Below are 13,901 nucleotides of genomic sequence, written 5' to 3'. Positions count from 1 at the left end.
GGCAGGCGGGTTGCTTCCCTCTACTAAACTACCGGTCAGTTCACCACGGGGCACGGGGGGATAGCGCGTCATGAGGCTTGCCTGGTTCTACTGGCTCGTACGTCACTTCACCGAGTTCGGCTACAGCCAGGGGCTGTTGCGTGCCGCGATCGGCACGACGGCCGTGCTGGTGACCGCCGCGCTGGTCTGGTTCGCCCTGCACCGCCACAGGCCGGCCGCCGTGGCCGCCGCCGGCCTCATCTCGGCCCTGGGCATCGGATGGCTGGCCTTCCACTGACGGGGCTTCCCCGAGCCTGATCAGCGCACTCGTATGCTCGAAGGATGACGACCTCCGCGACCTCCGGAACCGGCCCCACCGACAACTCCATGCGTCGCGCCCTGAAACGGGCCCGGGACGGTGTCTCACTCGACGTCACCGAGGCGGCGGTGCTGCTCCAGGCCCGGGGCGAGCGGCTGGAGGATCTGTCGGCCTCGGCCGCCCGGGTGCGGGACGCGGGCCTGGCGGCGGCCGGGCGGCCCGGCGTCATCACGTACTCCAAGTCCGTCTTCGTCCCGCTGACCCGGCTGTGCCGGGACAAGTGCCACTACTGCACCTTCGTCACCGTCCCCGGCAAGCTGCGCCGCGACGGGCACGGGATGTTCATGTCGCCGGACGAGGTGCTGGACATCGCCCGCAAGGGCGCGGCCCTCGGCTGCAAGGAAGCCCTCATCACCCTCGGCGACAAGCCGGAGGACCGCTGGCCGGAAGCGCGCGAGTGGCTCGACGCGCACGGCTACGACGACACCATCGCCTACGTCCGGGCCATCTCCATCCGCATCCTGGAGGAGACGGGCCTGCTCCCGCACCTGAACCCGGGCGTCATGAGCTGGACGGACTTCCAGCGCCTGAAGCCGGTGGCCCCGTCGATGGGCATGATGCTGGAGACCACCGCGACCCGCCTCTGGTCGGAGCCGGGCGGCCCCCACCACGGCTCTCCCGACAAGGAACCGGCCGTCCGTCTGCGCGTCCTGGAGGACGCGGGGCGTTCCTCCGTCCCCTTCACCTCCGGGATCCTCATAGGCATCGGTGAGACCTACGAGGAGCGCGCCGAGTCGCTGTTCGCGCTGCGGAAGGTCTCCCGCGCCTACCACGGCGTCCAGGAACTGATCATCCAGAACTTCCGCGCCAAGCCGGACACCGCGATGCGCGGCATGCCCGACGCGGAACTCGACGAACTGGTCGCCACGGTCGCCGTCGCCCGGCTCCTCATGGGCCCGGGCGGCTGCATCCAGGCCCCGCCCAACCTCGTCGACGACGAGTACGAGCGGCTGATCGGCGCCGGCATCGACGACTGGGGCGGGGTCTCCCCGCTCACCATCGACCACGTCAACCCCGAGCGCCCCTGGCCGCAGATCGAGCAGCTCGCCGAGAAGTCGCGGGCGGCCGGGTTCGAGCTGCGCGAGCGCCTGTGCGTCTACCCGGAGTTCGTGCGGCGCGGCGAGCCCTGGCTGGACCCGCGGGTGCGTCCGCACGTGGCCGCGCTGGCCGACCCGGAGAGCGGCCTGGCCCGCCCCGAAGCCCTGCCGGAGGGCCTGCCGTGGCAGGAGCCGGAGGAGGTCTTCACGGCGTCCGGCCGCACCGACCTGCACTCCGCGATCGACTCCGAGGGCCGTACGTCGGACCGCCGGGACGACTTCGACGAGGTGTACGGCGACTGGGACGCCCTGCGCGAGGCAGCCGTCCCGGGCATGGCACCCGAGCGCATCGACACCGACGTGCGCGAGGCCCTGCGCACGGCGGCCGACGACCCGACGAAGCTCACCGACGACGAGGCGCTGGCCCTGCTGCACGCGGACGGCCCGGCGCTGGACGCCCTCGCGCAGGTCGCCGACGACGTACGGAAGTCGGCCGTCGGCGACGACGTCACCTACATCGTCACCCGCAACATCAACTTCACCAACGTCTGCTACACGGGCTGCCGTTTCTGCGCCTTCGCCCAGCGCCGCACGGACGCCGACGCCTACACCCTGTCCCTGGACCAGGTCGCCGACCGGGCCCAGCAGGCCTGGGACGTCGGCGCGGTGGAGGTCTGCATGCAGGGCGGCATCCACCCGGACCTGCCCGGCACGGCGTACTTCGACATCGCGCGGGCCGTGAAGGAACGCGTCCCCGGCATGCACGTGCACGCCTTCTCGCCGATGGAGGTCGTCAACGGCGCGACCCGCACCGGCATGTCCGTGCGCGAGTGGCTGACGGCCGCCAAGGAGGCGGGCCTGGACACCATCCCCGGGACGGCCGCCGAGATCCTCGACGACGAGGTCCGCTGGATCCTCACCAAGGGCAAGCTGCCCGCGGCCGACTGGATCGACGTCGTGACGACCGCCCACGAGCTGGGCATCCGCTCGTCCTCGACGATGATGTACGGCCATGTCGACCAGCCCCGGCACTGGCTCGGGCACCTGCGCACCCTCGCGGGCATCCAGCAGCGCACGGGCGGCTTCACCGAGTTCGTGACCCTGCCGTTCGTGCACACCAACGCGCCGGTCTACCTGGCGGGGATCGCCCGCCCGGGCCCGACCATGCGCGACAACCGGGCGGTCACGGCCATGGCCCGGCTGCTGCTGCACCCGTACATCCCCAACATCCAGACCAGCTGGGTGAAGCTGGGCACGGAGGGCGCGGCCGAGATGCTCCGCTCGGGCGCGAACGACGTCGGCGGGACCCTCATGGAGGAGACCATCTCCCGCATGGCGGGCTCGTCGTACGGGTCGTACAAGTCGGTGCAGGACCTCATCGCGGTGGCGGAGGCCGCGGGCCGTCCGGCCAGGGCCCGGAACACGCTGTACGGGGAGGTCGCCGAGGAGCGGCAGCGGGCGGCGGCCGCGTCGGACGGGCATCTGCCCGAGCTGTTGCCGGTGCTGGACTGACGCGCTACTGGCCCCCGGCGTCCGCCGGCTGCTGCGCCCTCAGGGTGCGGTCGGCCGCGGCGCCGGGGCTCTTCAGCGGTGGGGGTGGCGTGCCGCGGCCCAGCCAGAGGAGCAGCAGACCCAGGGCGCAGGCGATCGCCGGCCAGTAGACGTACCGGTAGTCCGTCGCGGGCATGATCGGCAGATAGCCGAGGATGTAGGCCGCCGAGCTGATGCCCAGCGCCCGGACCGGCATCGCGAAGACGCCCTTGCCGGGCCGGACGGCGAGCACGAGTGCGACCGCGAGCCAGAACCAGCCGCGGAACAGCCAGGGCACGTCCTCGATCATGCCCTTGACGTACGTGCCGAGCGCGTCCTCCAGGCGGGGGTGTGCCACCTCGATGCCCAGGTCGTTGCGGGTGATGCCCGCCTTGTACGCGTAGTCGGTCTCGAACAGCAGGGTCGTGAAGAGCAGCAGGCGGTACTGGAGATAGCCCGGCACATGCCCGCTCATCTCCCGCAGCCACAGGGACGTGATCTCTCCGGAGTCCCCGCGCAGGCCGTCGGCCGGGCGGGGGTAGCAGGCCCAGTAGGCGTCCGAGAGGGCGCCGACCCGCTCGCACTCCCGTGCGGAGACCACGAGCCGGTCCCGCAGGGCGGGCGGCACATCCGCCGACCGGAGTTCGTCCACGCTCAGCACGTGCACGAGGTCGTCGAGCATGATCTGCGCGCCCTGCTTGGTCTGGAGCGGCGCGGCGAACAGGGAGATGGCGGCGGCGGGCACGGCGAGCCCGGCCACCAGGGCCGCCGTGCACATCACCCACGTACGGCGTCCGGGTCTGCCCCACAGGGCGAGGACCAGCATGACGAAGACGGGGATCGCGGCCACGACGGCGTTCTTGCGCACCAGGATCGCGTAGGCGAGGAACAGCACGCCCAGCCAGAGCAGGCCCCAACGGACGGCGGGGCGGGGGCCGCTGTCCCGCAGCAGCAGGCCGGTGAAGGCGACCGCGCAGGCGGCGAGCAGCGCGAACGCCGCGTGCACGTCCTTCCACACCACCCCGACGAACGTCAGCACGAACGGCGTCAGCCCGATGCCCAGGACGGCGAGCGAACCGCCTCGGCTCGCGGTCAGTCTCCACACGCACCCGGCCAGCACCCACAGCGCCGCCCAGAAGACGAGGCACTGGAGCACCAGCATGGCCGCGATCGAGCCGGTCACCGCGATGAGCGCCCGCCACAACAGGCTCAGCACGGGCGGATGCCAGTCTGTCAGGGGCTGCTTCCCCTCGGCCTGTCGGAGCTGGTCGAGACTGTCGGGACTCAGGTAGCCGGGGGCGAAGACGAGGATCGTGCCCAGGCAGCAGAGTGCGGCGACGGCGGCCAGCACCCAGACCCACGGTCGGCTCTGACGCCGCATCCATCCTGTTTGTCCCATATGCCGGATGCTAACGGGTCGATCGGCCGCGGCCGGTCAGGGTGCGACGAAGACGTAGCGCCGGTAGGCGTGGAAGCGGAACAGCGTCGCGAGGATCCAGCCCAGGATGCGGGCGGTGTTGTCGCTGAGCGCCGAGTCCAGCCCGAGCAGATGCCGGGAGGCGAAGACCGTGCCCGCCGTGATGGCGAGCCCGACCCCGTTGGCGACGAGGAACAGCACGAGCTCGCGGGTCACCTTCTCGCGGTGCCGGCCGCGATAGGTCCAGTAGCGGTTCCCGACCCAGCTGAAGAGCGCGGCGGCGGCCGTCGCGATGACGGACGCCTGCACGGGAGCCGTCCGCATCACCCCGCCCTCCGCGCCGCCGGGCAGGCCGAAGACGAGCAGGTTGTAGCCGCCGTTGTCGACGACGAAGGCCAGGGCGCCGACGACGCCGAACTTGGCGGCCTCGCGCCAGATGCCCTTGATGGCGTCACGCACACGCAGCGTCACAGAGTCCAGGACCGGCACGCGGCGAGCGTAACGACCCGGCGTGCCCCATCCGGTCAGGCGCGCTCATATCGCACTATGTCCGACTGTATGAGGTGCTGATGTATGGAGTGCTGACGTTCGAGGTGCTGTAGTGAGTCGAGCGAGGAGTGGTCGTGGAACCGACGATCGCGTGTGTCGTGCCGTGCCACAACGAGGAGGCGGCCGTCGGCAAGGTGGTGCGCGACCTGCGCGCGGCCCTTCCCGAGGCCGTCGTCTACGTGTACGACAACGCCTCCACCGACCGCACCGTGGAGGTCGCGCGGGAGGCCGGCGCGGTCGTCCGGCAGGAGAACCGCAAGGGCAAGGGCAACGTCATCCGCCGCGCCTTCGCCGACGTCGACGCCGACGCGCTGCTCATCATCGACGGCGACGACACCTACGACGCCTCCCGCGCCCGCGACCTGGTCGACCTGCTCTTCGAGGGACCGTACGACCAGGTCGTCGGCGCCCGCCGGGTGACGGACGACGGGGTCTACCGGGCCGGGCACGCGGTCGGCAACAGACTGCTCACCGGGGCCGTGCGGTCCCTGTTCGGCAACGACGTGACCGACATGCTCAGCGGCTACCGGGTCTTCTCCCGGCGCTTCGTGAAGTCCTTCCCTGCGCTCGCCCGCGAGTTCGAGACCGAGACCGAGATGACGATCCACGCGCTGCACCTGCGGCTGCCCACCGCGGAGGTCCTCACCGACTACCGGGTCCGGCCCGCCGGCGGCGAGAGCAAGCTGCGCACCTACCGGGACGGCTGGCGCATCCTGCGGGTCATCCTCGACCTGGCGCGGCGCGAGCGGCCCTCGCTGGTCCACACCGTCCTCGCCGGCATCCTGGCCCTGGTCTCGATCGTGCTGGGCATCCCCGTCATCGCCGACTTCATCGAGACGGGCACCGTGCCCCGGGTCCCCACGGCGATCCTCGCCGCCGCGATCATGACCATCGCGGCGCTCGTGCTGCTCGTGGGCTACATCCTGGAGTCGCTCATGCACATGCGCCAGGAGCAGACCAGGCTGGTGCACCTCTCCTACCCGGCCCCGGTGCGCACCCCGCGCTACGCCGCCCGCGGCGCCGGCACGGGCCCGGTCCCGGTCCGCAAGGCCGCCGGGGGTCCCTGAGGGGAGCCGAAGGGCCGCTGGTGCGCAGTACGATGATCGGAACCCCGTTTCGACGCGGGGTCCCGTGACTGAGGAGATGCGTGCCGGTGCCTGCCCGACTTCCTTCGTGGGCCTGGGTGGCCGGGCTGACCGTGGGAGCGATAGCCGCGGTGACGGTCCTGGGCGTACAGGCGGACCGGGGCCCGCACCCCACCGCGACGTCGGCCAAGCCGAGCAGCACGGCCTCGGCACAGCCCACCCCCACGGCGTCGGCCCCGGCGCGGGTGCCGGACGGCTCCGGCACCGGCCGGCGCGTCGTCTACGCCCTCGGGGAGAAGCGGGTCTGGCTGGTCGACGCGAGCGAGGCGACCCGCCGCACGTTCACCGTCTGGCCGGGCTCGGTCAGCCCCGACCCGGGCACCTACACCGTGTCGTCGCGCAACGCGGCCACGACCGGCTCGGACGGTGTCCAGATCGAGCACATCATGTACTTCGCCGCGAAGGACGGGGTCTCCGTCGCATTCTCCAACGCGGTCGACGGGGCGTCACCGCCGCCCGCCGCCTCCGGCACCAAGACGGGCGGAGTCAGGATGCGGAAGGCGGACGGCACGGCACTGTGGTCGTTCGGCACGGTCGGCACGACGGTGACCGTGGTCAAGTGACGTGCACCCCGGGCTGAGGCCCGGGGATCCGGGTCTTCTCGATCGTTGCTGTGCGCCCCTTCCGGCCCGTCGGCGTGGGCGGTTGTCAGTCGACGGAGGCCATGAAGTCCAGCATCCTGCGGTTGGTCTCCTCCGCATGGTCGATCTGCGGCCCGTGGCCCGTGCTGGAGATGATCTCGGCTCGGGCACCGGGGACCAGGCGCGGCACGCGCTCCGCCTGCCGCTGCGGGTGCACGAGGAGGCTTCGCTTGCCGAGCACCAGATAGAGCGGAGTCCGGATGGTGGACAGCTCCTCCTCGGACAGGGGAAGCGGCGCCGGGCGGCGTATGCGGTAGGCGCGAACCGCCGTTCGGATCATCGTGCGCAGTTCCGGCACGACGAGGACCGGCTGCTCGAGCCAGGCCGCAAGGCGCGGGCGGAACGCCTTGGGCGCGAAGGTCGCGAAGAGGCTGGCGAAGATCCAGACGAAGAAGCGCAGCCCCACTTTCTCCAGGCCGCCGGGGTCGAGCAGGGTGACCGAGGCGAGGCGACCGGGCCTGCGGTGCGCCTGGTTCAGGGCGAGCCAGCCACCGTAGGAGGAGCCGACGAGGTGGACGCGGCCGAGTCCGAGCCCGGCGAGCGTCTCGTCCAGCCACTGCGCCGCGTGTTCGGGCTGGTGGATGGGTTCGCGCTGCACGCTGCGGCCGGGATCGCCCGGGGTGTCGATCGCGTAGACCGGCCGGTCCTCGCTGAGGGCAGGGGTGTTCGGGTACCACATGGCGGAGCAGGAGCCCGCCCCGTGCACCAGGACGACGGGGGTGCGGGAGCGGGCAGCCTGGTTCGCGGGGCCGTAGCGGTAGACGTGCGTGGTGCCGAAGGACGTCTCCACGTCCTCTTCCGAGAGCGGGGGCGCCCCCAGTGCGTAGACCGCATCGCAGGCCGTGAAGCAGCGCTCCCGCCAGGCATCGCTCACGTATCGGCCGACATCGGCCTGAGTTCGGGCAGCGGTCTCGGGCATGGCCACCTCCGGCGTTTCGGCTTTGTGATACGAACGTACCACGAAGGTGGTACAGCTGTATCATCAAACAGCTCACGGGAGCCGTAGCAGGAACGACGAGCGGAGTACCGGCCGATGCCCAAGCGCGTTGACCACGCAGAACGGCGCACCGAGATCGCCGAGGCCCTGGTCCGGGTCGCGGGCCGACGCGGGCTGCACGCCGTCGGGATGCGCGAGGTGGCAGCGGAGGCGGGCGTATCGCTGCGGCTGGTGCAGTACTACTTCCAGACCAAGGAAAAGTTGCTGTTCTTCGGGCTCGAGCTGCTGGCGGAGAGATTCGGGGAGCGGGTCTCCGCCCGGGTACGGGCCGCCGGCGACAGTCCAGGTCCGCGCGCCTTGGTCGAGGCGCTGCTGATGGCGGCGCTGCCGACGGACGACGAGAGCCGCACCTTCCACCACCTCTACACGTCGTACGCGGTTCTGGCCGTGAACGACCCGGCGCTCGCAGCCCAGCCGTTCATCAAGAACCCCGATGCCGCCGAAGACGCCCTCACCGAACTTCTCCGGCAGGCGCAAGAAGCGGCACTGCTCGAGCCCGGTGTGGACGCACGGTTGGAGGCGGCCGGCCTGCTTGCCATGTCAGCGGGACTCGGCACCGGCATCCTCGTCGGCCAGCGCAGCGCGGAGTCAGCGACCGCGGTCCTGGGTCACCAACTGAACCGAATCTTCCGCACCGGTGATGAGGTCTCGACATGAGTGACCGGAGCCCAGCGGTCGTTGAGCTGAAGACCGCCCGGCTGCTGCTGAGACGCCCGACCGCAGCCGATGTCGACGCGATCTTCGCCGTCCACCGCGATCCTGAGACCTGCATCCACAACCCCTCCGATGGGCTCGCCCGGCTCGAGGAAGCAGAGGCGCTCTACCAGCGTTGGGACGACCAGTGGCGGCAGTACGGATACGGGTACTGGGTCGTCCGGCACCACGGCTCCGCCCAGCAGCTCGGATTCTGCGGAATCAAGCCCATGGAACTGCACGGGGCCCCGGTCCTGAACCTGTTCTACCGTTTCGCCACCTCAGCCTGGGGCCGAGGCTTCGCCGGTGAAGCCGCAGGCGCGGTTGCCACCTGGGCATCCAGTCACCTGCCCGACCTCCCGCTGATCGCCCGCGTTCGACCGGCCAACGTGGCTTCTCAACGCGTGGCGCTGCGCGCCGGGCTGAGCCGGGCACAGCATCTCGACACCGAGGGATATGACGGCTTCGACTGGATCTACATGGCACTGAATCCCGGTGGCGGCAGCGCTCAGGCGGCGGGCGGCTGAGCCCGTGGAGCCGACAGCTGGTTGACGATCAGCACGACCCCGCTGAACAGGAAGATGCGGGTCGCGGCGTCCAGACCGTTCCAGTCCTCCGACTGCCACATCGAGAACCACTCACCGCCGATCGCGATGAAGCCGGCCCCGAACAGCAGCATCACCATCAGCAGCCCGTACGTCGACATCCGCCGGGCGCGCAGGTCATCGCGTCTGGCCCACAGCCAGCTCCCGTATATGAGGACCAGCGCGGCGACGGTCTCCCAGACGATGATCCCGACGTAGGCGGCGTCCTGCAGCCCCCGGCTCGTGATGGCCCGCCACATCAGGTCCTCGTCCTTGAACGTGGTGTCCATGGCCAGCACGTGCCGGACGAACTGCTGGTTGGTTCCGAAGTCGGTGATGTTCCCGAAGGCGACGAGCGCCATGTAGAGGGCGATGGTGGCGGTGAGCAGGGTGGCGGCGAGCGACAGTGCGCCGCGTGGTGTGGAGGTGGCCATGCCGATCATTCTCCCCAGCGGCCGGGGCGGACGCGACAGAATGACAGCCAACTTCGCCCCCCCGCACGACGAACGCCACCGCTCCCGGTTCCATGTGCACGGCGAAGCGGGCGTCGGGAGACCTTCCTGCTGCGGGAGTTCGAGCAGGTCGCCCGCGAACCGGGCACGCTGACGGGCGCACATCGACGACTGCGCGGGCAGCGTGCCCGATGGCGGGGCGGCCCGGGCGGATGGGGAACGCGTACGCGAACTGAATTCCGGGGCGCTGGAGCGCTTTTCGGATACCGACCGCGCGGTACTGGCTCCGGTTCTCGCCGGGTGAACAGCATGCGAATTACCTGTGTGCGAACGTGATCGGACCGTTTCGCGATCCCGGCCGGTCGGGTAATATCCGAGTCAAGAGGTCTGTGGTTCGGTCGAGTTGTTTCCTGGGAGGTGTGCGATGGTGCGGCGGATGATTCCTGATGAATCCCGTCACCAGTCGGCACATGCGCTCCCGGACCACAGCGGTTCCCGGTTCCAGCGCGTTTCCGCCTGACCGGTCTCTCCATCTCCACCTGGTAGTACCCACCCGCCAACACCCCTGCTCACAAAGGAGACGTCCATGTTCGACGAGCGCAAAGAAGCCGAAATGAGGCTGTACTCGGAGAAGCTGGCGAAGGAACTCGCCCTGAAGAAGGAGCGCGAGGAGACCGTCGTGCCGGACGAGACCCCCGAAACGCCCCTCGTTCAGAACTGAGATTCAACGCCCTGCCGCGAACTCCACGAACTCGGACCAGGTGTCGCCCGTGAATGCCAGCCGGGCTCCGTCCTTGTTCTTGGAGTCGCGGACGTGGATGGCGGGGGCCGATATGGCGACCTCGACACAATCAGGTCCGTCGTTGCCGCTGTAGCTGCTCTTGATCCACGTCAGCGGTGTGGGCGTCATGTCTCTTCTCCCAGTACTTTCTCGATGAAGGTCGATGAATCGCGGGGCGAGAGGGCCTGTGCCCGGATCATGCCATAGCGCATATCGAGGATCTGGACCTCCTTCGGATCACTGATCACCCGGTCGGACAGTTGACTCTCCGTGTGCCCGAGCGCCGTGCGATCTTGGAGCTTCAGCAGCCGGAACGAGCCCATCACGGCTGCGTGGTCCTCCCTGCGCGTAGGCATCACCTGGATCTCGACGTGCCTCAACTCCGCCACCAACAACAGGTGTTCGAGCTGGCGGCGCAGCACCATTCTGCCCCCGAGCGGCCGCCGCAGCGTCATCTCCTCCTGGACAAAGGTGACCAGGGGATGGGGCACCCGATCGAAAACGGCCTTCCGTGCCATGCGCGCTGCAACGTGACGCTCGATCTCGTCCTCGCTGTAGGACGGCCGCCGCATCGCGTACAGCGCCTGGGCGTACTCGGGCGTCTGCAGCAACCCGTGGATGTGCAGGGCCGAGTACGCCCCGAGCTCGACCGCCTGGTCCTCCAGCTTGGTCAGGTCCCGGACGGTCTTCGGATACCTCGCCTTCTCCACGTCCTCCTTCATCGCGGAGAGCTTGCCGCCGGCGCCGAGCACCTCGTCCGCCTTGTCGAGAAAGTCAGGCTTGGGAATCCGGCGCGCCCGTTCCACGGACGACACCATCTCCTCCCCGTACCCGATCGCCGAACCGAACTCCGCCTGCCTCAGCCCGGCCGCCTCGCGCCACATCTTGATCTGCCGCCCGACCGTCCTGAGCACGGCCGCCGCTTCCTCGTCCTCCACGCGTTCCCCTCCTGACGTACGAGCCGTACGACCCCGCCATGTGCCCGGACAGTCACGCTCCGTACCGGGGTCGTCGCTGTTCAGAGTAGGGACGGACGGCCACGCTGGGTGACATGAGCCAGAAATCCCTCGCCGAAATCAGCGCCCCCGTACGTCACTTCGCGATCCAGCTGTCCGCCACTCGAAGAGGTGCTCGACTGGCCCGCCTGCTCGCCGAACGCCAGCTCGATGAATGGGGTGAGGCGTACGACGCTGCCGCACAGGTGGTGGCCGAGCTGGCGTCGAACGCGGTGCTGCACGGGCGCGTCCCGGGCAGGGATTTCCGGCTGGCGCTGCGGCTGCACGCCGACCGCACACTCCGCATCGAGGTCACGGACGCCCGGGGTGACCGGGTCCCACGGCTACCGGAGCCGGTCGCGGACGACGCGGAGACCGGCCGAGGGCTGCGGATCGTCTCGGCGTACGCGCATCGTTGGGGCGTGGTGGCGGCACCGGCGCACGCGAAGACGGTGTGGGCTGAACTGGCCCTCGGCACGGTCGGCCTGCCGGATCCCGGCCGCTCATGACCCGGCCGGTCCCGACGCCAAATCCAAAGAACCGGCAACCTGCCCCCACCGCCCCCCTGGGTCTGCGCCGTGCCGCTCTCCCGGTTCACCCGGCCGATCGCCGAGACCATCAGCCGAACGGTTTCCAGGTGCCCGGCGCCGGATCGAAACCGAGATTGGGATATTTCGACGCACCCACCGCATGCCCCCCTGGATTCCACGCCTACCGACCGCTTCCCGCCCGGGGGACGCCGTCTGCTCGAGTGATAGGAAGCCATCCGTGGGACGAACGGTTGCGCCATCGCCGTCATCACACCCTTGCATGTTCACGAGGTCGCCTCGGGCCGGCACGGCCCCGCCCTCGACGCAGGAGGCGAGATGTTGCTGAAGACCCAGCTCCAGGCACTGCTGCGGGACGGTGCGCGGGGTGCCGAGCGGCATGACGCACGCCATTTGCAGCGCTCGTGGCGGAAGTTCGCCGCCTTCGCCTACGTCGTCGAGCAGTACGGCTACCGCTACGACGGGCTGTCGCCACTGTCGCCCAAGGGCAGTCCGAACCCGTACTTCGCCTTCCGGCGCATGCCGGACGCCGCGGAACGGGCGGCCCGCACCGCCGCCCGGTTTCCGGACGCCCTGGACGGTGGACCGCTGCCCGGCATGCGTCCCGGCGGGCAGCGTCTGCGTCCGCTGCCCGAGGCGCGGCGCGACGTCGACCTGCTGCACGCACGGATCATGGTCGACTACAGCCGGACCCACCGGCGGCGCGGGCTGATCGCCCTCCTGCTCATCCCCCTGGTTCTGCTGATCCCGCTCTCGCAGACCGGCTTCTCCGGGCCGGCGCTCCTGGTCTGTGCCGCCGTCTGGCTGTTCTTCGCCGGTCTGCGGGCGCTCGGTCTGCTCATCGCCCGGCGCCGCCACCGGAAGTACGGCGAGATGCTGCGAGCCGCGGGGATCACCCGGCCACAGACCTGAGACCGCTGACCGGGACCTCGCGGCCACACCCCCGCGCCGTTCCGCCCTGAACCCACCGTTTCCCGTTCGATTACAGTGCTGAGCTGTCGTACGTATGGACGGTGCCCCAGGGAGGTCTAGGTGGGTGCGACTGCCGGCGCCGTCTGGGGCCGTACAGAGCAGCAGGACTTCCGCAGCCGGGTGCGCGGGACCCTGCTCGGCGTGGCCGTGGGAGACGCGCTGGGCACGCCGGTCGACGGGCTGGCCGTCGACGCCATCCGGGAGGCGCACGGGGCGGAGGGCCTGGTGGACCTGGCCCCCGCCTACGGCAGACGCGGCGCCGTCACGCACCTCACCCAGCTCACCCTGTTCTCCGTCGACGGACTGATCCGGGCCCAGGTCAGGCGGGACACCGGCGCCTGGCATCCGCCGACCGATCTGCACCGGGCGTATCTGCGCTGGGCCGCCACCCAGCGCGACTGGGGGCCCGACGAGCGCCGCAAGGAAGACGGGTGGCTGGCGCGGGAGGAGTGGCTGTACGCGCGGCGGGACCCCAGCCGCGCCCTGCTGCTGGGGCTCGCCGACGAGACCATGGGGACGCCGGAGGCGCCCAAGAACCCCGGGGAGGCCGGGCCCGAGCCCGCCGCCCGGTCGGCCCCCTTCGGACTGCTCGTGGGCTGGGAGCCGCAGCTGGTCGCCCAGCTCGCCGTCGAGTGCGCCGCGCAGACCCACGGCCATCCCACGGCCTCTCTCGCGGCGGGTACCTACGCCGTGATCGTGCACGGGCTGGCGCTGGGCGAGAGCCTCGACGGTGCTGTGCAGCGGGCCTTCGGGCTGCTGGCCGCCCGGCCGGGGCACCAGCCGGTCTCGGACGCGCTGCAGCATGCGCTGGGCGCGGTGCGGCAGGGCATGCCCGGCCCGGAGCGGGTGGCCGAGCTGAGCGGGGCGGGTACGGCGGAGGGGCTCGTGGCCGCCGCCGTGTACTGCGCGCTGGTCGCCGCCGACGTCCGGCACGGGCTGTGTCTGGCCGTGAACCACGACGGCCCGTCCGCCACCACCGGCGCGCTGACCGGCGGCCTGCTCGGCGCGCTGCACGGGGAGACCGCGCTGCCGCCGGCCTGGCTGGCCGAGCTGGAGGGCCGCCCGACCATCCTGGAACTCGCCGACGACTTCGCCATGGAGATGACCCAGGGCCCGGCCCTGCACGGCCCGGCCGGCTCGTCCCCCGGCTGGCTCGCCCGCTACCCGAGAGCCTGAAGCGCTCCCGCCACACACCCCGCGAC

Annotated in this window: 16 protein-coding genes; 10 read left to right on the top strand and 6 right to left on the bottom strand. The window is 70.6% G+C overall.

The features are described 5' to 3' along the window. Positions 1–70: 70 nt before the first annotated feature. Positions 71–277 carry a hypothetical protein gene (locus tag C1J00_RS11165; protein WP_102908885.1) on the top strand — a complete coding sequence of 69 codons (207 nt, stop codon included), beginning with the start codon at positions 71–73 and terminating at the stop codon, positions 275–277. A 44-nt stretch (positions 278–321) separates the two neighbouring features. Beyond that, complete coding sequence (locus C1J00_RS11160; RefSeq protein ID WP_102908884.1) at positions 322–2,907, top strand: bifunctional FO biosynthesis protein CofGH; 2,586 nt, start codon at positions 322–324, stop codon at positions 2,905–2,907. A 4-nt stretch (positions 2,908–2,911) separates the two neighbouring features. Here the strand turns inward: C1J00_RS11160 and C1J00_RS11155 are convergent, their stop codons facing one another. Continuing rightward, on the bottom strand, positions 2,912–4,324 hold the full coding sequence (locus C1J00_RS11155; protein WP_102908883.1) for a hypothetical protein: 1,413 nt from the start codon (positions 4,322–4,324) through the stop codon (positions 2,912–2,914). 36 nt (positions 4,325–4,360) lie between these two features. Next, the gene (locus tag C1J00_RS11150; protein ID WP_102908882.1) at positions 4,361–4,831 is read right to left on the bottom strand and encodes a GtrA family protein; all 471 of its coding nucleotides are present in this window, start codon (positions 4,829–4,831) and stop codon (positions 4,361–4,363) included. A gap of 128 nt (positions 4,832–4,959) precedes the next feature. Between C1J00_RS11150 and C1J00_RS11145 the strand changes: the two genes are divergently transcribed. After that, the gene (locus C1J00_RS11145; protein ID WP_102908881.1) at positions 4,960–5,958 is read left to right on the top strand and encodes a glycosyltransferase family 2 protein; all 999 of its coding nucleotides are present in this window, start codon (positions 4,960–4,962) and stop codon (positions 5,956–5,958) included. An 86-nt stretch (positions 5,959–6,044) separates the two neighbouring features. Further along, complete coding sequence (locus C1J00_RS11140) at positions 6,045–6,599, top strand: hypothetical protein (RefSeq protein ID WP_180989505.1); 555 nt, start codon at positions 6,045–6,047, stop codon at positions 6,597–6,599. Positions 6,600–6,684: 85 nt separating this feature from the next. On the opposite strand, the gene C1J00_RS11135 is transcribed toward C1J00_RS11140, so the two are convergent. Next, positions 6,685–7,596 (bottom strand): alpha/beta fold hydrolase, encoded by a 912-nt coding sequence (locus C1J00_RS11135; protein ID WP_102908879.1) that lies wholly within the window; start codon positions 7,594–7,596, stop codon positions 6,685–6,687. Positions 7,597–7,710: 114 nt separating this feature from the next. On the opposite strand from C1J00_RS11135, the gene C1J00_RS11130 reads away from it, so the two are divergent. Continuing rightward, a complete protein-coding gene (locus C1J00_RS11130; RefSeq protein WP_102908878.1) occupies positions 7,711–8,331 on the top strand; it encodes a TetR/AcrR family transcriptional regulator in 621 nt (206 codons plus the stop codon). After that, positions 8,328–8,894, top strand: coding sequence for a GNAT family N-acetyltransferase (locus C1J00_RS11125; RefSeq protein ID WP_102908877.1), 567 nt, complete (start codon positions 8,328–8,330; stop codon positions 8,892–8,894). The genes C1J00_RS11130 and C1J00_RS11125 overlap by 4 nt, the downstream gene beginning before the upstream one ends. On the opposite strand, the gene C1J00_RS11120 is transcribed toward C1J00_RS11125, so the two are convergent. Beyond that, positions 8,876–9,385, bottom strand: coding sequence for a DUF2165 domain-containing protein (locus C1J00_RS11120; RefSeq protein WP_102908898.1), 510 nt, complete (start codon positions 9,383–9,385; stop codon positions 8,876–8,878). The two genes, C1J00_RS11125 and C1J00_RS11120, sit on opposite strands and share 19 nt — an antisense overlap. A gap of 604 nt (positions 9,386–9,989) precedes the next feature. Between C1J00_RS11120 and C1J00_RS47645 the strand changes: the two genes are divergently transcribed. After that, positions 9,990–10,124: a hypothetical protein gene (locus tag C1J00_RS47645; RefSeq protein ID WP_281262752.1), complete on the top strand. Its 135-nt coding sequence runs from the start codon at positions 9,990–9,992 to the stop codon at positions 10,122–10,124. 3 nt (positions 10,125–10,127) lie between these two features. On the opposite strand, the gene C1J00_RS11115 is transcribed toward C1J00_RS47645, so the two are convergent. Continuing rightward, the gene (locus tag C1J00_RS11115; protein WP_102908876.1) at positions 10,128–10,313 is read right to left on the bottom strand and encodes a DUF397 domain-containing protein; all 186 of its coding nucleotides are present in this window, start codon (positions 10,311–10,313) and stop codon (positions 10,128–10,130) included. Then, on the bottom strand, positions 10,310–11,122 hold the full coding sequence (locus tag C1J00_RS11110) for a helix-turn-helix domain-containing protein (RefSeq protein WP_102908875.1): 813 nt from the start codon (positions 11,120–11,122) through the stop codon (positions 10,310–10,312). Before C1J00_RS11110 ends, C1J00_RS11115 begins: the two co-directional genes overlap by 4 nt. A 113-nt stretch (positions 11,123–11,235) precedes the next feature. On the opposite strand from C1J00_RS11110, the gene C1J00_RS11105 reads away from it, so the two are divergent. The 3 genes from C1J00_RS11105 to C1J00_RS11095 all read left to right on the top strand — a co-directional run bounded on the left by C1J00_RS11105 (position 11,236) and on the right by C1J00_RS11095 (position 13,875). Continuing rightward, the gene (locus tag C1J00_RS11105; RefSeq protein ID WP_102908874.1) at positions 11,236–11,688 is read left to right on the top strand and encodes an ATP-binding protein; all 453 of its coding nucleotides are present in this window, start codon (positions 11,236–11,238) and stop codon (positions 11,686–11,688) included. Positions 11,689–12,045: 357 nt separating this feature from the next. Next, on the top strand, positions 12,046–12,639 hold the full coding sequence (locus C1J00_RS11100) for a hypothetical protein (RefSeq protein ID WP_102908873.1): 594 nt from the start codon (positions 12,046–12,048) through the stop codon (positions 12,637–12,639). A 120-nt stretch (positions 12,640–12,759) separates the two neighbouring features. Then, positions 12,760–13,875: an ADP-ribosylglycohydrolase family protein gene (locus C1J00_RS11095; protein WP_102908872.1), complete on the top strand. Its 1,116-nt coding sequence runs from the start codon at positions 12,760–12,762 to the stop codon at positions 13,873–13,875. The last annotated feature ends 26 nt before the right edge of the window (positions 13,876–13,901 follow it).

Source organism: Streptomyces cahuitamycinicus (assembly GCF_002891435.1).
In the GTDB taxonomy this organism is placed as follows: Bacteria; Actinomycetota; Actinomycetes; order Streptomycetales; family Streptomycetaceae; genus Streptomyces; species Streptomyces cahuitamycinicus.
Note: the sequence above shows the minus strand (reverse complement) of the source record. Positions and strands in the feature narration are given on the sequence as shown.

Coding starts and splice junctions, on each gene's coding strand:
- C1J00_RS11125 (WP_102908877.1), top strand. CDS start 8,328: ATGAGTGACCGGAGCCCAGCGGTCGTTGAGCTGAAGACCGCCCGGCTG.
- C1J00_RS11115 (WP_102908876.1), bottom strand. CDS start 10,313: ATGACGCCCACACCGCTGACGTGGATCAAGAGCAGCTACAGCGGCAAC.
- C1J00_RS11155 (WP_102908883.1), bottom strand. CDS start 4,324: ATGGGACAAACAGGATGGATGCGGCGTCAGAGCCGACCGTGGGTCTGG.
- C1J00_RS11105 (WP_102908874.1), top strand. CDS start 11,236: ATGAGCCAGAAATCCCTCGCCGAAATCAGCGCCCCCGTACGTCACTTC.
- C1J00_RS11120 (WP_102908898.1), bottom strand. CDS start 9,385: ATGGCCACCTCCACACCACGCGGCGCACTGTCGCTCGCCGCCACCCTG.
- C1J00_RS11100 (WP_102908873.1), top strand. CDS start 12,046: ATGTTGCTGAAGACCCAGCTCCAGGCACTGCTGCGGGACGGTGCGCGG.
- C1J00_RS11160 (WP_102908884.1), top strand. CDS start 322: ATGACGACCTCCGCGACCTCCGGAACCGGCCCCACCGACAACTCCATG.
- C1J00_RS11135 (WP_102908879.1), bottom strand. CDS start 7,596: ATGCCCGAGACCGCTGCCCGAACTCAGGCCGATGTCGGCCGATACGTG.
- C1J00_RS11130 (WP_102908878.1), top strand. CDS start 7,711: ATGCCCAAGCGCGTTGACCACGCAGAACGGCGCACCGAGATCGCCGAG.
- C1J00_RS11165 (WP_102908885.1), top strand. CDS start 71: ATGAGGCTTGCCTGGTTCTACTGGCTCGTACGTCACTTCACCGAGTTC.
- C1J00_RS47645 (WP_281262752.1), top strand. CDS start 9,990: ATGTTCGACGAGCGCAAAGAAGCCGAAATGAGGCTGTACTCGGAGAAG.